We start from the raw sequence: 23,833 nt of genomic DNA on the forward strand, positions 1-23,833 counted from the left end.
TCTACGCCGCCACCGCCTCCTCGCTGCCCAGCTCGCTCAGCACGCGCTTGGCCTGCTGAATGGAGCGCACCTCCTCAAACGTCACAATCAGCTGCGCCTTGTGCTCCTTCAGCTTGGCGGTGCGCGGGTGCGTCTGCACGTAGTTGAGGATGGTGCCGAACTGCTCGCCCTGGAAGTAGGCCTTGTGGTCGTCGTCGGCGGGCAGGTAGCCTTTCAGCGTATCGCGCTTAAGCGTGATTTTACTGAAACCCACTTTGCAGGCCTGCCAGCGCAGCCGCACGATGTCGGCCAGCTGCTCCACCTCGGACGGCAGCGGCCCGAAGCGGTCCACCATGCTGGCCAGCAGCTTGCGCAACTCCTCCGGCTTCTGGGCGCGGTCGAGCTTGGCGTAGAGCTGCAACCGCTCCGACACGTTGCTCACGTACTTTTCGGGGATGAGCACCTGCTGGTCCGTCTCCACGTTGCACTCCTGCACCCGGCCTGCGCCGGCGGCCATTTGCAGGCGCTGGTTCGAGTCGCCCATAAACAAGTCGCGGAACTCCGTTTCCTTCAGCTCCGTCACGGCCTCGTCCAGAATCTGGTGGTAGGTTTCGTAGCCCAGGTCGTTGATAAAGCCCGACTGCTCGCCGCCTAGCAAATTGCCCGCGCCACGAATGTCCAGGTCGCGCATGGCCACGTTGAAGCCCGCGCCGAGGTCCGAAAACTCCTCCAGCGTGCTCAGGCGCTTGCGGGCATCGGCCGGCAGCTGGGCCACCGGCGGCGTGAGCAGGTAGCAATACGCCTTGCGGTTCGAGCGGCCCACGCGGCCCCGCATCTGGTGCAGGTCGCTCAGGCCAGCCAAGTGGGCGCGGTTGATAATGATGGTGTTGGCGTTGGGAATGTCAAGGCCCGACTCGATGATATTGGTCGAAACCAGCACGTCGTATTCGCCCTCCACGAATTTCATCATCCGTTTTTCCAGCATCTCGCCGTCCATCTGCCCATGGGCGAAAGTGATTTTCGCATCCGGCACCAGCCGCAGGATGGTGCCGGCCATTTCCTCGATATCCTTCACGCGGTTGTGCACGAAAAACACCTGCCCGCCGCGCTTCAGCTCCCGCGCCACCGCGTCCCGAATCAGAATCTCGTCATACACGTGCAGCTCCGTGTTCACCGGCTGCCGGTTGGGCGGCGGCGTGGCAATCACGCTCAAATCGCGGGCACCCATCAGCGAGAAATGCAGCGTGCGCGGAATCGGCGTAGCCGAAAGCGTAAGCGTGTCCACGTTCACCTTCAACTCCTTCAGCTTATCCTTGGTTTTAACGCCGAACTTCTGCTCTTCGTCAATAATCAGGATGCCCAGGTCTTTAAATTTGATGTCCTTATTGGTGAGTCGGTGCGTGCCAATGAGAATGTCGGTTTTGCCCTCCGCCACGCGCGCCAGGGTTTCCTTTATCTGCTTCGTCGACTTAAACCGGTTAATGTATTCCACCGTCACGGGCAGCGTGGCCAGCCGGTCGCGGAAGGTTTTGTAGTGCTGCATCGCCAGGATGGTCGTCGGTACGAGCACCGCCGCCTGCTTGCCATTCGCCACCGCCTTGAAGGCGGCCCGAATGGCTATTTCCGTTTTGCCAAAGCCCACGTCGCCGCAAATGAGGCGGTCCATCGGGTGGGGCTGCTGCATGTCGTTTTTTACGTCCTCGGTGGCCTTGGCCTGGTCGGGCGTGTCCTCGTAAATGAAGCTCGACTCCAGCTCCGCCTGCATGAAATCGTCGGGCGCAAAGGCAAAGCCCGGCGCGGTTTTCCGCTTGGCATACAGCCGAATCAGGTCGGCCGCAATGTCCTTTACCTTCTTCTTTACCGACTTCTTCTTGTTCTCCCACTCCGGCGAGCCCAGCTTGCTCATGGTAGGCGGCGAGCCCTCCGCGCCGCTGTACTTAGCAATTTTGTGCAGCGAGTGAATGCTCACGGTCAGCAGGTCATCATCTCGATAAACCAGCCGAATGGCCTCCTGAATCTGCCCGTTGATTTCCACCTGCGTCAGGCCCGCGAAACGGGCAATGCCGTAGTCCTGGTGCGTCACGTAGTCGCCGGGCTGCAGCGTTTTTAATTCGCGTAGCGTCAGCGCTTTTTTCTTCGAGAATTTCCGGGCTTCCTGCGCCCGATAGTAGCGCTCGAATAATTGGTGGTCGGTATAAACGGCCAACTCAAGCTGCTCATCGATAAAGCCTTCGCGCAAGGCCATCAGCAAGTGCTGGAACTGCACGTTATTGTCCAGCTCGTCAAATATCGTCCGCAGCCGGTCGGCCTGGCGCACGGTATCGGCGGTAATTATCGTCGTAAAATTCCGGTGCTGGTTTTCCTTGATATTTTTCACCATTCGCTCGAATTCCTTGTTGAAACTCGGCTGCGGCTTAGCGGAAAACTGAAACGTATCGGCGTTTTTAAAGTGAAAGCGCTTGCCGAATTCCACCACCGCGAATTCATCAAGCAGTTTCTTGAAATTTTTCCCTGATTCAAATAAATCGCCCGGCTTACTCACGATTTGCATGCCGCCGCTTTCGCTCAGCATCTGCTGAAAATTAGCCTCCGCTTTCTCGAATAATTCCGTCACCACGTCCAGCGTCTGGCGCACGTCCTTCGCCCAGATACAGGCCGTGCGGGGCAGAAAATCAAAGAAAGCCTCCCGCGTTTCGGTTAGCATCTTGGTCTGCACATTGGGAATGATGCTGATGCTGGCCCGCGCCTCCACCGACAATTGCGTTTCCGGATTAAACGTCCGAATACTCTCAATCTCATCGCCGAATAATTCGAGGCGAAACGGTAATTCGTTCGCGTAGCTGAACACGTCGACAATGCCGCCGCGCACAGCGTACTGCCCCGCTTCGTACACGAAATCCGTTTTCTCAAAATCGTATTCGCCCAGCAGCTCACCCAGGAAATTTACGTCCAGCCGGTCGCCCGTTTTCGCGTTGAAGGTGTTCTTCACCAGACTTTGGCGGTTAATCACCTTCTCCGTCAGCGCCTCCGGATACGTCACGATAAATACGCTGTTGCCCGTGCTGGCCGCCCGCGTGGTATTGATGCGGTTCAGGGCCTCGGCGCGCATCAGCACGTTGGCATTTTCGGTCTCATCGAACTGGTACGGCCGCTTGTAGGGGCTCGGAAACAGCAGCACTTCCGGCCCCTCGGGCAGCAGGTGCTGCAAATCGGCCAGGAAATACGCCGCTTCCTCCTTGTCGTGCATAATGAACACGTGCGGGTGCTGGGCATGGGCCACGGCGGCGGCTACCACGGCATCCTGGCTGCCCACCAGGCCGCGCAGGTGCAGCCGCAGGCCATTGGGATTGGGCTTAGCGGCTTCGCGCAACCGCGAGGCCAGCACTTGGAGCTCGGGCGATAGACGATAGAGGCGAAGAAAATCAGCTACTTGCACAAAGAATCAGGCTAGAGGGGCAAATGAAGTAGCCCGGCCGGAAGGATTTCCGGTCGGGCAGCGGGGTAAATACACGGCAAAGGCGACGAAGGTTTCCGGGGCTGCCCGTAGCTTCGCGGGGCAAAGGTTGCATTAGTTGGCGACGTCTGCCATCCTGAGCTTGCGAAGGACCTTGTCACGTCTGCACAGCTACAGCAGTAACTAAATAGTGCAAGTCACGCTAGCCTGATAAGGTCCTTCGCAAGCTCAGGACGACAGCCGTCGCCAGCAACCAGCAACCAGAACCCAGAAACTACACTAAATGCGCGGCTCTTCCCATCTGGCCATCGGCCTCATCACTGGCGTGGCCGTGGCCGGGCTGGTGCCGGGCATCCCGTTTTCGTTGGCCGGCATTGCCCTGGCCGGCTTTTCCAGCCTCGCCCCCGACCTCGACCACCCCGAAAGCCGCCTTAGTAAGCGCCTCGGCTTCACCCAGCACTACGTGCGCTGGGCCTTTGCCGCCGGGGCGCTGGCGCTGGCGGCCTACGCCTACTTTCAGCGCGCCCCCGGCTCCGAGCAGCGCCTCTACTACACGGCCGCGCTGGCCTTCGGGCTCATTGGCGTGGGCATGCAGGGCGGCTCGGCCCGGCGGCTGGCGCTGCTCTTTACGGGCCTGGGCACGGTGGTGGCCGGCCTCTACACCGAGCAGCTTTGGCTAAGCCTGTTGGGCACCTTCGTGGCGCTGGCCCCCTTCACCTCGCACCGCTCCTGGACGCATACCATCTGGGCCACGGCCCTCTGGACTTACATCGGGCACCTCGCCGACCAGCACCTGGGCTGGCGCGGCGTGGCCCTGTATGCGGGCACCGGTTATGCCTCCCATTTGGTGGCCGACACGCTCACCAAATCTGGCATAAGGTGGTTTCTGCCAATATGGGAGTACTCATTTAAGGTCCCGCTTATTAGTACCGGTTCGGCTAGTGGCAACATCCTGGAAGTGGGCATTTGTGTGGGCTATGCGCTGCTGGTGCTGGGGCTGGTAGTAGGTTCTATGCACCTGGTGTAGCCCCGGGAGCCGCCTACAGGGGCAGGTGTGCTTATATCGCAACCTTGCGCTATTGCATAAGTCAGCTAAGAACACTAGCTTCGCAGCAGATATCTTGTTAAAATAGGACTGTGCTGGTATAGGTTCGGGTTGTTATTCTGCGATTTCAATCGTTTCCGCCAGTTTGGCCCTTTTAAAATTTCACTTTCTGAGCATTTTGGTTTCGTGCCTGCCCGTTGTCTGGCAGTCGCGCCCGGCTCACATTAGCCCCTGTTGCCATTTTATTCTGGCTACCGACTGGCAACTTTGCCAGGAGGTAGGCCGGTTTCACTACCCCCGATAACCACGCTACCTCCCACTCAAAACACTTCTCTAACTTTACGTAATTCCATTACCATGAACCAGATGAACAGCCCTTTGATTCGGGTTGGTGTCTTTTATGACGGCAACTATTTCTTAAAAATTAGCGACTATTATTATTTCCAGCACGAGCGTAAGGCGCGCATCAGCCTCGAAGGCCTCCACGAATACATCCGCCACCAGGTAGCCGAAGAAGAGGATGTGGACGTGCGGCTAGCGCGCATCACCGATGCTCACTTTTTTCGAGGTCGCCTCTCGGCTACCGAAGCCCGCGACAAGGACCGCCTGTTCCACGACCGCCTGCTCGACGACATTCTGATGAACCTGGGCGTGCAAACGCACTACATGGCCCTGAAAACCCGCGACGGCCGCCTCCAGGAAAAAGGCATCGACGTGTGGCTGAGCCTCGAAGCCCTCGAGCTATCCCTGCACAAAACCCTCGACGTGGTGGTGCTCATCGCCGGCGACAGCGACTACGTGCCCCTCATCCGCAAGCTCAACACCGTGGGCACCCGGGTGATGCTGCTGAACTGGGATTTCAAATACGAAGACTTCAAGGGCGAAACCCGCGTCACGCGCGCCTCGCAGCAGCTATTGGAGCAGGTGACCTATCCGGTGGCCATGCACGACGTGATTGACCGCGGCCTCGCCCAGCAGGACGAAGTAGTGGAAGCGTTGTTCGTAAACCAGTCGGAGCCCGCCGCTTTTGCGCCCAGCACGGCGGCCGCGCCCAAGCTGGCCCGCCCCACCGGCCCCACCGCCGCCGGCCCCGTGGGCACGCTCGGCATGAGCACCATCAAAAACCTGAAAAACGGCTTTGGCTTCGTGGTGATGCCCCCGAACAACCTGTTCTTCAGCTACGCCGACCTCACCGAAGGCGACTTCAACGACCTGCGCGAAGGCGATTGGGTCGAGTTCACGGTGGGCCGCAACCACCGCGACGAAGACTGCGCCCGCAACGTACGCAAAGTAACCGCCCCGCAAATGACCGACGGCGAGGACGAGTATGAGCCCGTAGACGTGCACTCGACGGTTGAACTGTAAGTTGTCGTTGCGAGGACGAAGGGCGAAGCAATCTGTCCTCTTGATGCAGCAATTCCTGAGATGTGAAAAGCACCGATACTGCGCAGTATCGGTGCTTTTTGCGGTTAATTACTATCGGGATAAGGCTGCAAGAATCCCTACTGGCTGGTAATTGGCGTATCGAAATAGCTTTTTTTGAAACTTTTGCGGATTTTAGTCGGAATTGGGTGCCCTTGTTCGAAGGCTGTAAGTACCCGTTTCTCGCGGCCGGAACGGTAGCGGTAAAGGTTGATGGCACTCTTGGTAAAGAAATAGCCGGAAGCCGACATCATCAGCACATTCACAACTTTCTGCTCCGCTTTATCGGATGTCTGCAAAACATGCCAAGTGAAGTAAGTAAAATAGCTCAGGGCCGCGCCGCGCATTACGGCTTGTATCGCAAATCGCCGCCGGCTTTCATGAAACAGCCGTTGTAGGGCGTAAGTCGTATCCTCTCGGGCTGCCTGTAGCAGGCTATCGGCTGCGGTACGTATGGGCGTAGCAGTAATGGCGTTTTGTGCGGCAGCAGGTGGCACCCGTAGCACGAGTAACAAAAGCAGCGTTGCCACCAGCGAAAAACGACACTTCACTAACCTAGTGGAGATAAAGGAATTCATGAAGATGATTGGAAATGACGGCCTGTATGGGTCGCTATTTTGGGTCTGATATTTCGAATAGCACTTTATTTGTACAAAGTACCCACGCAATACTGCCCAAAGCGAAGGTGTTTGAAAACATTGCTACAAGCCTACATAAAGCTGCTATGCGCCCAAAGCTACCACCGATGAAAGGGCCCACATGTCGGGCTGCTAGGACCGTTCCACTTACCTCTACCCAAGCGCGGTGCGAAAGGCAAATGCGTGGAAAGTCTGCTGGTTTGGCGGCACGGATGAAGTACGCTTTGCTGCTAGCCTTGGCCCTGGCGGGCTTTCGGGTAGTCGCTGGCTCTCCGGCCCAGGCCTTGGCTGCCGCCGATGCACTGGCCGGGCAGGTAATCGACCAAGGTAATAGTAACCCGTTGGGCTTCGTAAGCGTGGGCGTGTTGGGTCATCCCTACGGCACGGTGGCTGACGCGCAGGGCCGCTTCACGCTGGACCTGCCAGCTAGCTACGACGCCGACTCGGTGCGTTTCTCGCTGGTGGGCTACGCCAGCCGCACCTGGCAGGTGGGCACGCTGCGGCGGCTGGTGCGCAGCGGCCCCTTGCAACTCATGACCCAACCCATACCGCTGGCCGAGGCCCAGGTGAGCTCGGTGGGCCTGAAAAGGCGCGTTTTGGGCAATACGACCATTCAAAAAACGATGAGAATTGATGAATTCGCGTCGAATAAGGCAGGGAATCAGATAGGGCAGCGTATCACGATAAAGCGGCCTGCCTTTATGGATGAAGTATCTTTCAGCATCACCCACTGTACGTATGATACCATAGCTTTCCGGTTGAATGTGTACAAGTTGCGGCGTGATTACCCGGCAGAGAATATTCTGCCGGCCGCTATCTACTTCAAAGTCACCAAACAGCAGGCCAAAGACCGGATTCACTTGAATTTGCGTCGCCAGCATCTCTACTTAACCGAAGATGTGGTGGTTGCCGTGGAACTCGTGCGTGCGCTGGACAAAGGCACACTAGAATTTGGGTGTCAGTTCGCAGGCGGTGGTCCTTTCTACAAATTGGAGCAAACGCCCGGACCTGATGATGCGAAGAATGTAGTACCCAAAAATGCGATGAGTACGATTGATTTGAAGCGAAAACAGCCCGATGGCCCGTGGACGAAGTACCCCAACATCGGCTTGGGTATTGATGCTACTATTCGGGAAATTCCGGAATAAGTGCCCGCTTTCATCGCTGAAAATGTTAGTTGTGAACCCGTTTAACCGTCTTTACCCATCAGCAGCTGCGCAAAGTCGCGCTTGGAAGCCGGGTAGCGGTTGAAGGTGCCCAGGCCGCGCGCCACGGCCACATCGTCGTGGCCAGCTTTCACGCGGTACACCACGCAGCTGCTTACTACCAGCGAGTTACCGCCGTGGTCGACCGTGCCACGCGCCACCAGCTCGTCGTGCAGGTGCACGGAATGCAGGTAGTTCATCTTGAACTCGACGGTAGATACCAGCTCCATCTTGGTGAAGGCCAGCGAGAGGGCGGCCGCGCCGAGGGCCGCGTCCATCAGGCCGGCCAGTACCCCGCCGTGGCAGGTATTAGGCGAGGAAAGGTGCTCGTCGCGGATGCGCATGCGGTACTCGATTTGGCCGGGCGTGTTCACCGTTAGCTCCATGCCGTTGGTGCGGCCGTAGTGGTTCATCTGGTTGTAGGCGGCCACCATGGTAGCGAGGTCGGGAAGCGAAGGGTTTTGGTCGGACATGGCGGTGACGGGAAGAAATTGCTTCGGCAAGTTTGCCGGAAAATTTGCTTCATTTGCTGAAGGCAGCGCTTTTCGGTGTAAAAAGCCAGGTTATCATCTTCTTACGTTCCTGTTATGTCTACGCAGCCGCTCACGTTCGTCGAATTCTATCCGCGCTATCTGCGCGAGCACAGCCGGCGGGGCACGCGGGTGCTGCACTTCGTGGGCACCACGTTGTTCATCATCTGCCTAGCGCTGCTGCTGCGCACCGGCAATTGGAACTGGCTGGCGGCCGGCGTGGTAGCGGCCTATGGCTTCGCCTGGGTGGGGCACTTTTTTGTGGAGCACAACCGGCCGGCCACATTCCAGCACCCGTGGTATTCGCTGCTGGGCGATTTTCGGATGTACTTCGACCTATGGCGCGGCCGCGAAAAATTCTAGCGCTGCTTTCGCATCAGGAAATGCTGGATTTCACCAAACAGCAGGTGCGAAGGCTCAACTACTGCATAGCCCAGCTTCTCGTAAAATCCGACGGCGGCTTCGCGGGAGTGCAGCACGATTTCGCGGATGCCAGCTAACTGAGCCTGTTCCTCCAGATACGCCACTACGCGCCGGCCCAGGCCCTGGCCAGCGGCCGCCGGGGAAACGGCCATGAAGCGAATCTGGCCCTGTCCGTGGCCGGTAGGCTGCAACATGCCCACCGCCAGGGCCTCGGGCGCGCCGGCAGTTTCGGCCAGCAGCAGCGCGTGGATGGTGCCGGGCTCGTCGTCGGCCGGCCCGCGCTCCGAGCCGGGGGGCTGCTGCCAGGGCTGGCGCAGCATGGCGTAGCGTAGGGCATAGTAGGCAGCCCACTCGGCGGGCGTACGGGGCGGCTGGATGGCGGTAGCGGTGTGCATGATTGAAACGTGAAGCGGGAGCGCAACCAGGGCCGGGGCGGGTTGTTACCTTTGGGGCCCGGCCAACGCCGGTTTATCTTTTCAAAACTACGCCCCACCCGCCATGGCATCCTTCGACATCGTGAGCAAAGTTGACCCGCAGACCCTCGAAAATGCGGTGAACACGGCCCAAAAAGAACTTCAGACCCGCTACGACCTGCGCGATACCAAAGGCGGTATCGAGCTCAACAAAAAGGACAGTACCATCCTGCTATCATCGGAAAATTCGATGCGCGTGAAGGCGCTGGAAGACATTCTGCTCGGCCGCGTGGTGAAGCAGGGCATCGATGGTACCAGCCTCGACTTTTCGGCCGACGAGCAGCCCAGCGGCCAGCTCATCAAGAAAACCATTAAGGTGCGCGCCGGCGTCGATAAGGAGTTCGGCCGCAAAATCATCAAGGCCATTAAGGATGCCAAGGTGAAGGTGGAAGCCCAGATGCAGGACGACCAGGTGCGCGTAACAGCCAAGAAAATCGACGATTTGCAGGCGGCCATTGCCGTGCTTCGTAAGGCCGATATCGGCCTGCCGCTGCAATTCGTGAACATGAAGTCTTAAAAATGTGGTGATGAGGGTGATGTGAAAATGGGAGAATTGGGGCGGTAATACCGGATTGATTTCCGCGATTCATCCCCCATACTTATTTGCTCGCATCATTTTTACCTTTCCACATTCGCCCATTTCCACCTTTAATTTATGTACGATTTTTCGGCCTTTACCCATCCCGCTACCTGGGTCAGCTTGCTCACCCTCACGTTTATGGAAATCGTGCTGGGAATTGATAACATCATCTTTATCTCCATCGTCGTCAACCGGTTGCCCCGGGAGCAGCAGGGGCGCGGCCGCACCATCGGCCTGTTGCTGGCGCTGCTGTTTCGCATCGGCCTGCTGCTGAGTATTTCCTGGATTGTGAGCCTGCGCACAGCGCTGTTCACCATCAATATTCCGGAAATGGTGAACAACTTCGGTGTTACCGGCCGCGATTTGATTCTGCTGGCCGGCGGCTTGTTTCTGATGTACAAGAGCACCACCGAAATTCACACCAAGCTGCAAGGCGAGGAAGAGGAGGAAGGCATGAAAGGCACCGGCGTTTCGATGATGAGCATCATCCTGCAAATCGTGATTATTGACATCGTGTTCAGCTTCGATTCCATCCTCACGGCCGTGGGCCTGGTAGATAACGTGCTGGTAATGATTGCGGCCGTGATTTGCGCGATGGGCATCATGCTGGCCTTCAGCGGCGTGGTGGCCAACTTCGTGAATGATAACCCCACCATCAAGATGCTGGCCCTCTCGTTCCTCATCATGATTGGCTTTATGCTGGTGATGGAGGCCGCCCACAAGGAGGTTGAAAAGGGCTACCTCTACTTCGCCATGGCCTTTTCGCTGATTGTGGAGCTGCTGAACCTGCGCCTGCGCAAAAAGCACAAGCCCGTGCAGCTGCGCGATTCGCAGTACGACTAACGGGTGTCTAGCAAGCCCTGAACGTCATGCTGAGCGAAGCCGAAGCATGACGTTCTTCTTTGGGCGGCTATGGAGCCAATAGTTGCTTAAGCCACCAAAGCCACCACCGCTACCACCTGGTCGAGCACGCGGCGCAGGGCCATTTCCAGCAGGCGCCGGTTCAGTTCGGGGCGTTGCTGGCGGTAGAAGGTGTATTCAGCGGCCGTGAACTGGCCGGTTATCAGGCCCACCACGGTGTAGCGCAGCTTGGTGTTGCGGCCGAGTAATTCCGTCAGTTGGTGGTGCTGGTCGGTGGGGCGCAGGGTGATGTGGTGGTCGCGCACGAAATCGGCCACCACGGCCAGTAGCAGCTCGTTTTGCAGCTTGAGGACCGGGCGCAGCGTGGCGTGCAGGAAAGCCCCCACGGTATCGCCGGCAGCGGTCGCTTCCGCATTGATGAGGGGGCGCAGGGCCAATAGGGCGGCATCGGGCCGGGTGGCGGCAGTGGGGGAGGGGAGCATGAAAGCCCAACCGCCGGCCGGGCCAATGGTTGCCGCGCCCGGCCCCGCTACACCACGCCCAGCTTCACCAGCGCGTCCCAGAGCACCACGCCGGCGGCCACGCCCACGTTCAGCGAGTGCTTGGTGCCGAACTGCGGGATTTCGACGGCCACGTCGCATAGGGCCAGCACGGCATCATCGACGCCGAATACCTCGTTGCCCAATACCAGCGCCAGGGGCCGGCCGGGCGCGGGCCGAAACTGGGGCAGCGAAACGCTCCCGGTAGTTTGTTCAACGGCGGCCACCTGGTAGCCGGCGGCTTTGAGGGCGGCCACGGCGGTCACGGTTTCGGCCGCGTACTCCCAGGCCATCGACTCCTCGCTGCCCAGCGCGGTTTTAGTGATTTCGCGGTGCGGCGGGCGCGGCGTAATGCCGCAGAGGTATATTTTTTCCAGCGCAAACGCATCGGCCGTGCGGAAGATGGCCCCCACGTTGTGCATGCTGCGCACGTTGTCGAGCACCAAAACCACGGGGCTTTTGGGCGTACTTTTGAAATCATCAACCGAGGCCCGGTTCAGCTCGGCCATTGTGAGTTTTCGCATCGAAATAGCGCGAACTTTGCGGTTCGCTTTGTCGGTTTAAAATAGGGTGGCAGAATGGTTGGGCGAGCTTCGCCAAGTACCGTCGGTAACTTTGGAAGCCGCCGCCACCTCCTCGTTCACGTCAAAAATCTGCGCACCACAAAGGTCGCGCGCCGTTGCCTTGCCTGCACCCAAAAAAGAATTCGTTATCAAGTCCGTCGGCCCCGACCACTTCACCGTGCCCATCCCGGCCGTGACCGAAACGCCGCTGATGAAGCAGTACTACCAGCTCAAGCAGCAGCATCCGGGGGCGGTGCTGCTGTTTCGGGTGGGCGATTTTTACGAGACGTTTGGCGAGGATGCCGTTACGGCCAGCCGCATTCTCGACATCACCCTCACCAAGCGCGGGGCGGGCAGCAGCAGCGAAGTGGCCCTGGCGGGCTTTCCGCACCACTCGCTCGACAACTACCTGCCCAAATTGGTGCGCGCCGGCCAGCGCGTGGCCATCTGCGACCAGCTCGAAAACCCCAAGGAAGCCAAGGGACTCGTGAAGCGCGGCATTACCGAGCTGGTGACGCCCGGCGTGAGCATGCACGACAACGTACTCGAACGTCGTTCGAATAACTACTTGGCCGCCATTCATTTCGGCAAAACGGAGGCCGGTATTTCCTTCCTCGATATCAGCACCGGCGAATTCCTGGCCGCCCAGGGTACGCTCGACTACCTGGGCAAGCTGATGCAGAATTTCAGCCCCGCCGAGGTGCTGTTCTGCAAGAAAAGCCGGGGCGAGTTCGAGCTGCACTTCGGCCCCGACCACTGCACCTACGCCCTCGATGAGTGGGTTTTTGGGGCCGACTACGCCCACGATACCCTTACCCGCCACTTCCGCACCACCTCGCTCAAGGGCTTTGGGGTGGATAACCTGCGGGAAGGCGTGATTGCGGCCGGCTGCATCCTGCACTACTTGGCCGAAACCAAGCACACCGACATCCAGCACATCGCCAGCCTCGGCCGCCTGGAGGAGGACAAGTACGTCTGGCTCGACCGCTTCACGGTGCGCAACCTGGAGCTGGTGCACGCCCAGCACCCCGGCGGCGTGCCCCTTATCGACGTGCTCGACCAGACCCTGACGCCCATGGGTGCCCGCTTGCTGCGCAAGTGGATAGTGCTGCCCCTGAAGGAAGTAAGCCAGATTCAGCGGCGCCTCGATACCGTGGCCGCGCTGGTAGCCGACGAAGAGTTGCTCGGCGACCTCACTCAGCACCTGCGCCAGATAAACGATTTGGAGCGTTTGATTTCCAAGGTCGCCGTGCGCCGCGTGAACCCCCGCGAGCTGCTGCAGCTGGCCCGCGCTCTCGAAGCCGTGGCCCCCATGCGCGAGCGTTTGGCCGCTTCCGGCGTGAAAGCGTTGGTGAAGCTGGCCGAACAGCTCAACCCCTGCGCCAACCTGCGCCAGGAAATCCTGGCCAAAATCAAGCCCGACGCCCCCATCCTCACCAACCAGGGCGGCGTGTTGAACATGGGCATTGACGCCGAGCTGGACGAGCTGCGGGCCCTGGCCTTTTCGGGTAAGGACTACCTGTTGCAGTTGCAGCAGCGCGAGCAGCGCAACACCGGCATTTCGTCGCTGAAGGTGGCTTATAACCGGGTATTCGGCTACTACTTAGAAGTCACCAATGCCCACAAAGACAAGGTGCCCGCCGAGTGGATTCGCAAACAAACGCTGGTGAATGCCGAGCGCTACGTGACCGAGGAGCTGAAAACCTACGAGGAGAAAATCCTCAACGCCGAGGAAAAGCTCTTTGTAATTGAGCAGCGCATTTACAATGACCTTGTGCTGGCCGCCCTCGATTTTGTGCCCCAGATTCAGCAGAATGCCCGCGCCATTGGCGTCACCGACTGCCTGGCCAGCTTCGCCCTCACGGCGCGGCAGCAGCGCTACGTGCAGCCCGTGGTGAACGACGGCACCGTGCTCGACATCCGCGCCGGCCGCCACCCCGTGATTGAGCGGCAGCTGCCGCCCGGCGAAAGCTACATCCCCAACGACATCTGCCTCGACCAGGACGACCAGCAGATTGTGGTGATAACCGGCCCCAACATGGCCGGCAAATCGGCCCTGCTGCGCCAAACGGCCCTCATCGTGCTGCTGGCCCAGATAGGGTCGTTCGTGCCGGCCGATGCCGCCACCATCGGCATCATCGACAAGATTTTTACCCGTGTGGGTGCCTCCGACAACCTGAGCAAGGGCGAAAGCACCTTCATGGTGGAAATGACCGAAACGGCCTCCATTCTGAACAACCTCTCGGATAGAAGCCTGGTCTTGATGGATGAAATTGGGCGCGGCACCAGCACCTACGATGGCATCAGCATCGCCTGGGCCATTGTGGAGCACTTGCACAACAACCCCCGCGCCAAGGCCAAAACCCTGTTCGCCACCCATTACCACGAGCTCAACCAACTGGCCGACGACTGCCCCCGGGTACGCAACTACAACGTAGCCGTGAAGGAGGCCGACGGCCGCATCCTGTTTCTGCGCAAGCTGCAGCCCGGCGGCTCCGAACACAGCTTCGGCATTCACGTGGCGCGGCTGGCCGGCATGCCCACCAGCGTAGTGTTGCGGGCCAACGAAATCATGCACCACCTCGAAGTGGAGCGTGCCAGCGCCGGGGCCGAGGATAGCGTGCTGACTGAATTCGACGATGTGCTAGAAGGCATCGAGCCTAATGGCCGCGCCAGCGTTGCCGTGCCGCCGCCCCGCGAGCCCGCCCAGCCCAAGCCCCGCGCCACTACGGCCGTGGCCACCGCGCCGCGCGCCCAGCTCAGTATTTTCGAGCCCAGCGACCCGGCCCTAGAGCGCATTCGCGAGTTGCTTCAGCACCTGGATGTGAACACCCTCACGCCCATTGAAGCGCTGATGAAGCTGAACGAATTGAAGCTGACATTAGGGAAAAGTTAACTTTTTGAGCCTGAAAATGAAGCAGAAAGGCCGCTGAAATGAATATTTCCATACCTGCTACTTGCTTCCCTAAAAAAACGCCTTACCTTTGTCGCACCATTCAGCACAACGCAAATTGTTCTGAACCTCCTGCGAGAGTAGCTCAGTTGGTAGAGCGCGACCTTGCCAAGGTCGAGGTCGCGAGTTCGAACCTCGTCTCCCGCTCCAAAATTTAAAAAAACGCTGTCTTCGGGCAGCGTTTTTTGTTTGTCCCTACCTCATCCGCATGGCAGCTACCCGCAAGTGCCTGAGCACCGACGACGAATTCCGGCAGGCGGTGGTCGACAGTCTTTCGGTGCGACAGGTGCTGAGCTGCATCGGGCTGGTGCCGGCCGGCGGTAACTACAAAACCGTGCACGCCCGCATCGCCAAGCTGGGATTGGACACCAGCCATTTCACGGGCGCTGGCTGGAACGTGGGGGCACGTTACAAGAGTTTCGGGCGCAAAGCCACATTAAACGAAATTCTGGTAGAAAATTCTCCTTATAATTTCACGCATGGTTTACGGAAAAGACTGCTGAAAGAAAACGTGAAGGCCAGACGTTGTGAGGATTGTGGCCGGACGGAATGGAAGCATCAGCCGATTCCGCTGGAACTGCACCATCGCAACGGGGTAAATAATGACCATAGATTGGAAAACTTGCAGTTACTTTGTCCAAACTGTCATGCGTTGACAGAAAATTATCGAGGTAAAAGTCAGGCTATTCTAAAGTTAACTACTTGAGCCAGAGTGGTGTAATGGTAGCCACGAGGGACTTAAAATCCCTTGTCTTCACGGACGTACGGGTTCGAGTCCCGTCTCTGGTACTAAAAAAATCCTGCCCCTTACGGGCAGGATTTTTTTGTTGCGGCGGTCTCATTCGCACTGTTAGGGGCCCAGCATGCCCACCCTGCCCGGGCAAAAAATAACCCCCCATCTCCAGCCCGCGTTCGCTATTCAGCGTAGAACGCCCGAACCCCAACCTGACTCCGATTTGAAAACCCTGTCCCGCGACCTGAGCTGGCTCCGTTTCAACGCCCGCGTGCTGCAAGAAGCGCAGAGCCCCACCGTGCCGCTGCTGGAGCGGCTCAAGTTCTTAGCTATTTTCAGCAGCAACCTCGACGAGTTTTTCAAGGTGCGCGTGGCCACCCTGCGCCGCCTCGCCAAGCTCAAAAAGAAGACCCGCGCCCGCCTCGCCGAGAGCCCCAAGCGCGTGCTGAAGGAAGTGCTGGCCGAAGTAGGCCGCCAGCAGCAGGAGTTCGGGGCCACTTTTCGCGAGCAGTTGCTGCCGGCCCTCAATGAGCGCCACATTCACCTACTCAGCGAAGCCGAGCTCAGCGAAAAGCAGCGCGAATGGACGGCTAAGTATTTCCGCGACAACGTGCGCGACCTGCTCTCGCCCGTTGTGCTCGATGATACCTTGCACCACCTCTTCCTCAAGGACCAGACCGTTTACCTTACCTTCTTTCTGAGCCAGCCCGTAGCCAAGAGCAAGAAGGCCGACGCCGAGCGGGTGCTCATTATGGAGCTGCCCACCAAGCGCCACGGCGGCCGCTTCGTGCGCCTGCCCGACGAGGGCGACGAGCGTTACGTTCTCTTTCTCGACGACGTTATTCGGGTGGGTGCGGCCGAGCTTTTTCCCGCCTACCAGCACATTGTGGTGAACGCCGTGAAGCTCTCGCGCGATGCCGAGCTGGACATCGAGGAAGAAGTGTCGGGTGATTTGATGGAGAAAATTCGCAGCAGCCTGGCCAAGCGCACCACCGGCTACCCCGCCCGCCTGCTCTACGACCCCACCATGCCGCCCGAGACCCTGCGCGCCCTTAAGCAGAAAACCGGCATCACCGACGAGGCCCTGGTTGAGGGCAGCCGCTACCACAACTTCCGCGACTTCTTCGGCTTTCCCGACTTCGGCGAGGCCGATTTCCACTATCCGCCCCGGCCGGCGCTGCCGCACCCCAGCCTGCCGCGCACCGGCAGCCTACTCGCCGCTATCGGCCAGCGCGACCACCTATTGCACCCGCCCTACCAGTCGTTCGACTACGTGACGCGCCTGCTGCGCGAAGCAGCCGCCGACCCGCGCGTGTCCGCCATCAGCATCACCCTCTACCGCGTCGCCAGTAAGAGCGAAGTGGTGAAAGCCCTGCTCAAAGCCGCTAAAAACGGCAAGCAGGTCACCGCCGTAGTCGAGCTAAAAGCCCGGTTCGATGAAGAGTCCAACCTCTTCTGGGCCGATAAGCTGAAGCGTGCCGGGGCCCACGTCGTCTTTACTCCGCCCGAGCTTAAAGTCCACAGCAAGCTTTTGCTCATAACTCGCCGCGAAGTGGACGAAACCACCCGCCAATACGCCTACTTCAGCACCGGTAACTTCAACGAAAGTACCGCCGACCTCTATACCGACCACGGCCTGTTCACCGCCGACGAGCGCCTGACCAGCGAGGCCGCCCTGGTGTTCGACTACCTGCGCGACCAGTCCACTGCGCCCGAGCTGCACCAGCTGCTGGTAGCGCCCTTCGGCCTGCGCCCCGGCCTCGATGCGCTCATTGACTACGAAATCAAACAGGCTAAAAAAGGCAACGAGGCCTACATCATCCTCAAAGTAAACGCCGTGGAGGATGAGGCCATGATTGCCAGGCTTTACGCGGCCAGCCACGCCGGCGTGCGCGTCGAGCTCATTGTGCGCGGCATCGGCCGCCTGGTGCCCGGCCAGCCCGGCATCAGTGAAAATATTCGTCAGCGCGGCCTCGTCGACCGCTTTCTGGAGCACAGCCGCGTTTACGTCTTCGCCCACGGTGGCGAGGAAAAAGTTTACGTCTCTTCCGCCGACTGGATGACCCGCAACCTCGACCGCCGCGTCGAAGTCGCCTTTCCCATGCTGAATGAGGAGTTGCGCGCCGAAGTCCGTCAACTCCTCGATTTCCAGCGCCACGACAACGTGAAAGCCCGCGATTTCGAGAATGCCTTTATCCCACCTACCGCGGGTGAAAAGCCCCTGCAAGCCCAGGAAGCAACCTATAAGTGGCTGAAAGGAGTGAAGCGGCGGCAGCAAAAGCCGTAGCGGCTTATGTGTGCCCGCGCGTACCAGAACGACAAGGCGCGGGCGCGCAACGTTTCCGCTTACACTACTTCCGCCGGCGCTCCGCTTTTTGCAGCAGCTTTTTGGGTGGCACGATGAACAGGTCGAGGCTGGCGTAGGGCGTGCCGCCGAGCTGGCTGTCGATGAGCCGGTCGCGGGTGTTGTTGGTGCGGTCGAAGGCGTTGAGCTGGTAGTTGTAGCGGTAGCCGGCTTCCACGCCCGTCCAGAGAAAGGAGAGTAGCTCGTGCTCGTAGCGAAAGCGAAGTTTCAGGTCAATCTGGCGCAGCTCGAGCGACGTAACCCGGGGGTTGTTGGGCGAGGCGAAGGCATTGCGCAGGTGGATGTTGTAGTTGTTGCTGGCCACCTCGTAGCCGGCAAACAGCAGTGAAATCGGCGATAAGTTGCGCCGGACCAGTACCCGCGCCGGAAACAGTGCCTCCACGCCCCAGCGCGGATTGAACGTGCGGTTATACACCAGTACCGGATAGATGCTTTGGCGGCCCAGGTTGTAGCCCAGCTGCAGGCCCAGGCCCCAGGCAAAGGTGGCGCTGCGTTTCCAGCCGTAGATGAACTCACTGGTGACTTTCAGGTAGTCGCTGATGTTGAGCTCGTTGGAAGTGTAGTCGCCGTTGAGCTCGGTTTTAACACGGAAGAGGTACCAGTGCACCGCGTCCACGGGCCGGATAACGGCCAGTTGCGCGCCAATCACGGTCAGCCCTTTGTTTTCGATGTTGTTGTAGAGCCCATACTGGTCGGTGGCGGCTGGGGTGCTGAACTGAAATTCCTGCCGGTCGTAGTTCAGGCCCAGAATCAGCTTCAGGTGCGGATGGTTGAGCAGCGGCGCGTAGGCCTTCACTATCAGGTTGGCGTTTTTGCTAACCTCGGTGCGGTAGTCGGCCCCGCCGCCCACGGCCGTGCTGCGCAGGCTGAAGTTGCCCGGAATCCGCTCGTATTTCACAATCAGGCCCTTGCTCGGCCCCATACCCACCACCTGCGAGTTGGCAAACGTTTGGGCATCGGTGCGGCCCAGGCCCGTTGTATCGAGCGGCGCGGGTGGCGGATACACGGGGATATCCTGCGCGGTGGCCCGTCCCGACCCCAGTAGCAGCAGGCAGCCCAAACCAAGAAAGCGCGGCTGATTCATAACGGAAAAGGCCGGGCCTGATAAAGCCCGGCCTTTTCCGTTACGGGAATATTCATGCAACGTTCACGTGCAGGTGGCCCGGCAACAATTTTTTAATGTGCCCGAGCTGGCCCGCGCTTACTCGCTGGCCCAGGTGTTGGCCTGGTGCGGGTAGCGCTTTAGGTTGAGGGCGACCACGCGCTTGCCCAGCAATTCGCGCAACTCCTCCATGTTGGTGCGGTCCTGGGCCGATACGAATACCACCGGGTCGTGCAGCTTGGCCATGTAGGTGGCTTGCAGCTGCGCCAGCGGCGGGCGCGGGGCGGTGCCGTCATCTTCAGCATCCAGCACTTCGCCGAAGGGGTCGAGTTCGGCGTCGTCCTGCTTGTACTGGTCTATTTTGTTGAACACCAGCAGCGTGGGCTTGTCGGCCGCGCCGATGTCGACCAGCGTGTCGTTCACCACCTGAATCTGCTCCTCGAAATTGGGATGCGAGATATCTACTACGTGCAGCAGCAAATCGGCTTCGCGAATCTCGTCAAGCGTGCTCTTGAAGCTCTCGATGAGCTTGGTGGGCAGCTTGCGGATAAACCCAACCGTGTCGGAGAGCAGGAACGGCGTGTTTTCGAGCACCACTTTGCGCGTGGTCGCATCCACGGTGGCAAACAGCTTGTTTTCGGCAAACACATCGGCTTTGCCGAGCACGTTCATCAGCGTGCTTTTGCCCACGTTGGTGTAGCCCACCAGCGCCACCCGGATGGTGCCGCCCCGGGCCTTGCGCTGGGTGTGGCTCTGCTTGTCGAGGTCCTCCAGCTTCTCCTTCAGAAAGGCAATGCGGTCGCGCACGATGCGGCGGTCGGTTTCGATTTCCGTTTCGCCCGGGCCCTTCATGCCCACGCCGCCGCGCTGCTTGTCCAGGTGAGTCCAGAGGCCGGTGAGGCGAGGCAGCAGGTACTGGTACTGCGCCAGCTCGACCTGTGTGCGCGAAGTTGCTGACTTGGCCCGCAACGCGAAAATGTCGAGAATAAGCAGCGAGCGGTCCACGATTTTCACCAGCAGTTCGGCCTCCAGGTTGCGCAGCTGGGAAGGCGACAGGTCATCGTCAAAAACGACCATGCTAGTGCCCTCGTGCTGCACGTAGGCCTTGATTTCGGCCAGCTTGCCCTCGCCCACGTAGGTGCGGATATCAGGTTTTTCGAGGCGCTGCACGAAGCGCTTGGTGGCCGTTGCGCCGGCCGTTTCAATCAGAAACGCCAACTCGTCGAGGTATTCAGTGGTCTGGGCTTCGGACTGTCGGCGCGGCGGCACGGAGATGAGGACGGCAGTTTCGTGCTCTTTGGCGGTTTCGTAGGTGCCGTTGTCGGTGGCCTTCAGCAAAATGCGGCCGGCGCGACCTTTTACGCCATCGACGGCGCCGACGTGGCGGGTGCTGTTGCCGGGCTTGCGGCCGCCGGATTGGGTATTTGCCATAGTGAGGGAATTCGGTAAGCGGACGGTAAAGGTACGAATTGGGTAAACGGATACCGGGCCAAAAGGGATGGCGGGGCTCTGTCGGAGGAAAGAAAACGTCTGTCATCCTGAGCGCAGCGAAGGACCTAACCACGCCCGAATGGTTTGCAGCGACCAACTGCGACTTGTTCGGGCGTGATAAGGTCCTTCGCAAGCTCAGGATGACAGACGTTTTTCTTGCTCAATAAAGAGCTCTACTTCACCTGCTGAACAGCGGCAGCTTTCTCAAAGTCGCCGGCCTTCACGATGGTCATCTGGCTGTAGTCGAGGTACTTTTTGGCGGCGGCGCTCACCTGCTCGGCCGTAAGGGCACCGATGCGCTGCTCCAGCTCGGCATCGTAGGTAAAGGTGCGGCCTTCGGCTTTGGTGAGGTACTGCGACCATTTGCGCGCCAGGGCCTCGTCCTGGCTGCGCGTGACCTGGAAGCTTTGCAGGGCGGCCGACTTGGCGGCCTTCAGCTCCTCGGCGGTCACGCCATCTTTGCTCAGGCGCTCCATTTCTTCGCGGTAGGCCTTTTCCAGCCGGGCCGAGTTTTCGGGGTTGTAGATGGCGTAGGACGTGAAGTTGCCCACCGGGTCGTTGTCGTCGGCGCTCACGAAGGAGCCCACGCCGTAGCTCACGCCTTCTTTTTGGCGGATGCGCGTGGCCAAGCGCGAGTTCAGGAAGCCGCCGCCCAGAATGTAGTTGGCCATATATACGGCCGGGTAGTCGGGCGCGTCGTCGCGCAGCGGCATCCGCAGGCCCGATATAAACATGGCGTTGGCTTTGTCGTTGGTTTGGATGGCCTGGGCTTTAATCGTGGCCGTATTCTCGAAGCGGCGCAGCGGAATGCGCACGTAGGCTTTGCTGGCTTTCCAGGAGCCCAACTGGCTTTTCACGCTCTTGCGCAGGGCCGCCTCGTCGAAGGCCCCCACCACGGCCAGCGTGGCGGTTTGCGCCCCGTAGAACGTCTTGTAAAAATTGCGCACGTCCTCCACCTTCAGCGCCTTGAGGGCCGCGATTTCGTCGTCGTAGGTCAGCGTTTCAAACGGGTGGCCTTTAGGGTAGGGCTCGGTCAGGCGCTGGGCCAGGTTGAAGGCCAGGCCCTGCGGGTCCTGCTTCTGCGATTCCAGCCCGGCCAGGCGCTCCTGCTTCAGCTTCTCAAACTCATCGGCCGGGAAAGTGGGGTTGCGCAGGCAGTCGAGCACCACGGCCAGCACCGCGGGCAGGTTTTCCTTCGACGCCTGCACTGTCACATTAGCAGTCTGGCCGCTACCGTAGATGCGCACCTGCGCCTTGGCTTTGTCAAACGCGTCGCGGATTTGCGAGTAGGAGCGGGTTTTGGTGCCGCGCTCCAGCATGGCGGCGGTCAGGTCGGCCAGGCCGGGCTTGTTGGTTAGGCTGGCCTCGTCGCCGTAGCGCAGGCGCATTTGCAGGCTCACCGCGTTGCCGCGGGTTTGCTTGGGCAGCAGGGCCAGCTTCACGCCGCCCTCCTGGCTGCGCTTGGTGCGGGCGTCGATGTTGGCGGGCGTGGCGTCGAAGGCTTCGCCGGCTGCCACGGCCGCCTCGCCCTTATAGCCGCGCACCTGCAGGGCCGCGTCGGGCGCGGCGGGCACGGTGGCGCGGTCGGGCTTGGCATCCGGCATAAACAGGCCCACGGTGCGGTTGCTGGGTTTGAGGTAGGCCGCCGCCACGCGCTGCACATCGGCGGGCGTCACGGCGCGTAGCCGGTCGCGGTAGAGGTACACCAAGCGCCAGTCGCCGGTGGCCATGTACTCGCTCATGGCCAGTCCCACCTGGTCCGACTTCTGAAACAGCAGCTCCACTTCCTTCAGCAACTTGGTTTTGGCGCGTTCCACCTCCTGGGCCGTGGGGGCTTGCGCGGCGGCGTTGTCCAGGGTGGTCAGCATCACGGTGCGGGCCGAATCGAGGGAGCGGCCCTGCCGTACTTCGGCGTAGAGGTAGGCAAAGCCGGCATCGTGCAGCGTGGGCGTGAAGCCCCATTGGCTAGAAGCTTTTTTGCTCTCAATCAAGGCTTTGTAGAGGCGGCCGGAGGGCTCGTTGGTCAGCACGTCGAGCAGCACGTCCATGGCGGCGTAGTCGGGGTGCGCGCCGGAGGGGGTGTGGTAGGCCATGCCGATGCCCTGCACGTCGCCGGTGCGGCGCAAGGTCACCTGGCGCTCGCCGTCCTGCACGGGCTCGGTGGTGTAGGTGGCCTGCAGCACGCGCGTGGGTTTGGCAATGGCTCCGAAGTAGCTGTTCACCAGGGCCAGGGTTTTGGCTTCATCCACTTTGCCGGCCACGAGCAGCACGGCGTTGTCGGGCTGGTAGAAGCGTTGGTAGAAGGCCTTCAGGTTGTCGATGGGCACGCGCTCAATGTCCTCCTTCGAGCCAATGGTGGACTTGCCGTAGTTGTGCCACAGGTAGGCCGTGCTCAGCACCCGTTCCATCAGCACGCGCTGGGGCGAGTTTTCGCCGCTCTCAAACTCGTTGCGTACCACGCTGAACTCGGAAGCCAGGTCTTCCTTCTTAATGAAGGAATTCACCATCCGGTCCGATTCCAAATCCAGCGCCCACTTCAGGTTCTCGTCGGTGGCAGCAAAGGTTTCGAAGTAGTTGGTGCGGTCGTACCAGGTGGTGCCATTGGGGCGGGCCCCGTGTTCAGTCAGCTCCTGCGGCACGTTGGGGTGTTTCGTGGAGCCCTTAAACACCATGTGCTCCAGCAAATGGGCCATGCCGCTTTCGCCGTAGCCCTCGTGCCGCGAGCCCACCAGGTAGGTAATGTTTACCGTCATCGTGGGCTTCGACTGGTCGGGAAAGAGCAGCACCCGCAGCCCGTTCCGGAGCTGGTATTCGGTGATGCCTTCCACGGAAGTCACGCGGGTCACGCCGGCGGGCAGGGCGGGCGAGCTCTGGGCCAGGGCCGGGCCGGCGCTTAGCCCCAGCAGCGCCAGCGCGGCAAGTCTAATTCGGAATAAAAACTTTTTTTGCATGGGAAAAGAAGATGAGTGAAAATGGAAGTCAGAATACTACACGAATTAAGCAGATTAAAAGTATATAGCCTTGGTTGCAAGGTTAATTGTTGAAGGCCGGGTTAGCGGCGCATCAAAAAAGCCGGCTCCAGTGAAGAAGCCGGCTCAATGCCAAGGGTTAATGTTCCGCGCCGGTTACTTCAGCGTCAGTGAATAAGCGACTACCTGCTGCACTTCAGCCGCGGTAAGCTTCTTGCCAAAAGCGGGCATCTTGCCCATGCCATTGGTGACGAGGTAGGTGCGGCCAAACTCGTTGAGGTTGCTCTTGGTAAGGTCGTGGGCACCATTGAGGCCGCGCTTGCCATTGGCTCCGTGGCAGCGCACGCAATTCTTTTGGAATAGCAGCTGCCCCGGCAGGGTTGGCGGAGTAGCCGACGCCAGTTGCGGCAGCAGCACAAGTAGCGAAAAAACGGAAAATCGAAGATTCATAGTCAGCATAACACGCAAAGTGCCCACAAAGTACCGGAAGAAGAAGGGAATGGGGGGA

The 23,833-nt window shown here is 59.8% G+C and carries 19 protein-coding genes and 2 tRNA genes; 11 read left to right on the forward strand and 10 right to left on the reverse strand.

Features of this window, described 5'->3' with window-relative positions; genetic code table 11:
• Nucleotide 1 precedes the first annotated feature (1 nt).
• Entirely contained in the window at nt 2-3,415 is a 3,414-nt protein-coding gene (gene mfd / locus ABIB44_RS09250) for a transcription-repair coupling factor (RefSeq protein ID WP_354584360.1), read from the reverse strand.
• A gap of 301 nt (nt 3,416-3,716) precedes the next feature.
• Here mfd and ABIB44_RS09255 point away from each other — a divergent pair, with 301 nt between their 5' ends.
• Together ABIB44_RS09255 and ABIB44_RS09260 are read left to right on the forward strand one after the other, a co-directional pair.
• Nucleotides 3,717-4,460, forward strand: coding sequence for a metal-dependent hydrolase (locus tag ABIB44_RS09255; RefSeq protein WP_354584361.1), 744 nt, complete (start codon nt 3,717-3,719; stop codon nt 4,458-4,460).
• 384 nt (nt 4,461-4,844) lie between these two features.
• Nucleotides 4,845-5,843: an NYN domain-containing protein gene (locus ABIB44_RS09260; RefSeq protein WP_354584362.1), complete on the forward strand. Its 999-nt coding sequence runs from the start codon at nt 4,845-4,847 to the stop codon at nt 5,841-5,843.
• Between the two features lie 137 nt (nt 5,844-5,980).
• Here ABIB44_RS09260 and ABIB44_RS09265 read toward each other — a convergent pair whose 3' ends face one another.
• The gene (locus ABIB44_RS09265; protein WP_354584363.1) at nt 5,981-6,478 is read right to left on the reverse strand and encodes a hypothetical protein; all 498 of its coding nucleotides are present in this window, start codon (nt 6,476-6,478) and stop codon (nt 5,981-5,983) included.
• Nucleotides 6,479-6,822: 344 nt separating this feature from the next.
• On the opposite strand from ABIB44_RS09265, the gene ABIB44_RS09270 reads away from it, so the two are divergent.
• Nucleotides 6,823-7,686, forward strand: a complete 864-nt coding sequence (locus tag ABIB44_RS09270) for a carboxypeptidase-like regulatory domain-containing protein (RefSeq protein ID WP_354584364.1) — start codon at nt 6,823-6,825, stop codon at nt 7,684-7,686.
• A 41-nt stretch (nt 7,687-7,727) separates the two neighbouring features.
• Here the strand turns inward: ABIB44_RS09270 and ABIB44_RS09275 are convergent, their stop codons facing one another.
• Nucleotides 7,728-8,216 carry a PaaI family thioesterase gene (locus ABIB44_RS09275; RefSeq protein WP_354584365.1) on the reverse strand — a complete coding sequence of 163 codons (489 nt, stop codon included), beginning with the start codon at nt 8,214-8,216 and terminating at the stop codon, nt 7,728-7,730.
• 114 nt (nt 8,217-8,330) lie between these two features.
• On the opposite strand from ABIB44_RS09275, the gene ABIB44_RS09280 reads away from it, so the two are divergent.
• Complete coding sequence (locus ABIB44_RS09280; RefSeq protein WP_354584366.1) at nt 8,331-8,636, forward strand: Mpo1-like protein; 306 nt, start codon at nt 8,331-8,333, stop codon at nt 8,634-8,636.
• Here the strand turns inward: ABIB44_RS09280 and ABIB44_RS09285 are convergent.
• Complete coding sequence (locus ABIB44_RS09285) at nt 8,633-9,091, reverse strand: GNAT family N-acetyltransferase (protein WP_354584367.1); 459 nt, start codon at nt 9,089-9,091, stop codon at nt 8,633-8,635. The genes ABIB44_RS09280 and ABIB44_RS09285 overlap by 4 nt on opposite strands.
• A 103-nt stretch (nt 9,092-9,194) precedes the next feature.
• On the opposite strand from ABIB44_RS09285, the gene ABIB44_RS09290 reads away from it, so the two are divergent.
• Together ABIB44_RS09290 and ABIB44_RS09295 are read left to right on the forward strand one after the other, a co-directional pair.
• Complete coding sequence (locus tag ABIB44_RS09290; protein WP_354584368.1) at nt 9,195-9,686, forward strand: YajQ family cyclic di-GMP-binding protein; 492 nt, start codon at nt 9,195-9,197, stop codon at nt 9,684-9,686.
• A gap of 138 nt (nt 9,687-9,824) precedes the next feature.
• On the forward strand, nt 9,825-10,592 hold the full coding sequence (locus ABIB44_RS09295) for a TerC family protein (protein ID WP_354584369.1): 768 nt from the start codon (nt 9,825-9,827) through the stop codon (nt 10,590-10,592).
• Between the two features lie 86 nt (nt 10,593-10,678).
• Here the strand turns inward: ABIB44_RS09295 and ABIB44_RS09300 are convergent, their stop codons facing one another.
• Nucleotides 10,679-11,092, reverse strand: coding sequence for a hypothetical protein (locus tag ABIB44_RS09300; RefSeq protein ID WP_354584370.1), 414 nt, complete (start codon nt 11,090-11,092; stop codon nt 10,679-10,681).
• Nucleotides 11,093-11,139: 47 nt separating this feature from the next.
• Complete coding sequence (locus ABIB44_RS09305; RefSeq protein ID WP_354584371.1) at nt 11,140-11,673, reverse strand: RNA methyltransferase; 534 nt, start codon at nt 11,671-11,673, stop codon at nt 11,140-11,142.
• Nucleotides 11,674-11,923: 250 nt separating this feature from the next.
• Here ABIB44_RS09305 and mutS point away from each other — a divergent pair, with 250 nt between their 5' ends.
• The 5 genes from mutS (at nt 11,924) to ppk1 (ending at nt 17,685) form a co-directional block, all read left to right on the forward strand.
• Entirely contained in the window at nt 11,924-14,608 is a 2,685-nt protein-coding gene (gene mutS / locus ABIB44_RS09310; protein ID WP_354584435.1) for a DNA mismatch repair protein MutS, read from the forward strand.
• Between the two features lie 131 nt (nt 14,609-14,739).
• Nucleotides 14,740-14,815: transfer RNA gene (locus ABIB44_RS09315), tRNA-Gly, on the forward strand.
• A 58-nt stretch (nt 14,816-14,873) separates the two neighbouring features.
• Nucleotides 14,874-15,371: an HNH endonuclease gene (locus tag ABIB44_RS09320; protein WP_354584372.1), complete on the forward strand. Its 498-nt coding sequence runs from the start codon at nt 14,874-14,876 to the stop codon at nt 15,369-15,371.
• A tRNA-Leu gene (locus ABIB44_RS09325) sits at nt 15,372-15,454 on the forward strand.
• A 167-nt stretch (nt 15,455-15,621) separates the two neighbouring features.
• Entirely contained in the window at nt 15,622-17,685 is a 2,064-nt protein-coding gene (ppk1, locus tag ABIB44_RS09330; protein ID WP_354584373.1) for a polyphosphate kinase 1, read from the forward strand.
• Nucleotides 17,686-17,749: 64 nt separating this feature from the next.
• On the opposite strand, the gene ABIB44_RS09335 is transcribed toward ppk1, so the two are convergent.
• The 4 genes from ABIB44_RS09335 to ABIB44_RS09350 form a co-directional block, all read right to left on the reverse strand.
• Entirely contained in the window at nt 17,750-18,847 is a 1,098-nt protein-coding gene (locus ABIB44_RS09335) for a hypothetical protein (protein WP_354584374.1), read from the reverse strand.
• Nucleotides 18,848-18,964: 117 nt separating this feature from the next.
• A complete protein-coding gene (hflX, locus tag ABIB44_RS09340) occupies nt 18,965-20,296 on the reverse strand; it encodes a GTPase HflX (RefSeq protein ID WP_354584375.1) in 1,332 nt (443 codons plus the stop codon).
• A 233-nt stretch (nt 20,297-20,529) separates the two neighbouring features.
• The gene (locus ABIB44_RS09345) at nt 20,530-23,307 is read right to left on the reverse strand and encodes a M16 family metallopeptidase (RefSeq protein WP_354584376.1); all 2,778 of its coding nucleotides are present in this window, start codon (nt 23,305-23,307) and stop codon (nt 20,530-20,532) included.
• Nucleotides 23,308-23,481: 174 nt separating this feature from the next.
• Nucleotides 23,482-23,775 carry a c-type cytochrome gene (locus tag ABIB44_RS09350; protein WP_354584377.1) on the reverse strand — a complete coding sequence of 98 codons (294 nt, stop codon included), beginning with the start codon at nt 23,773-23,775 and terminating at the stop codon, nt 23,482-23,484.
• Nucleotides 23,776-23,833: the final 58 nt, after the last annotated feature.

Origin of the sequence: Hymenobacter sp. UYCo722 (genome assembly GCF_040547115.1) — a bacterium.
Taxonomy (GTDB): Bacteria; Bacteroidota; Bacteroidia; order Cytophagales; family Hymenobacteraceae; genus Hymenobacter.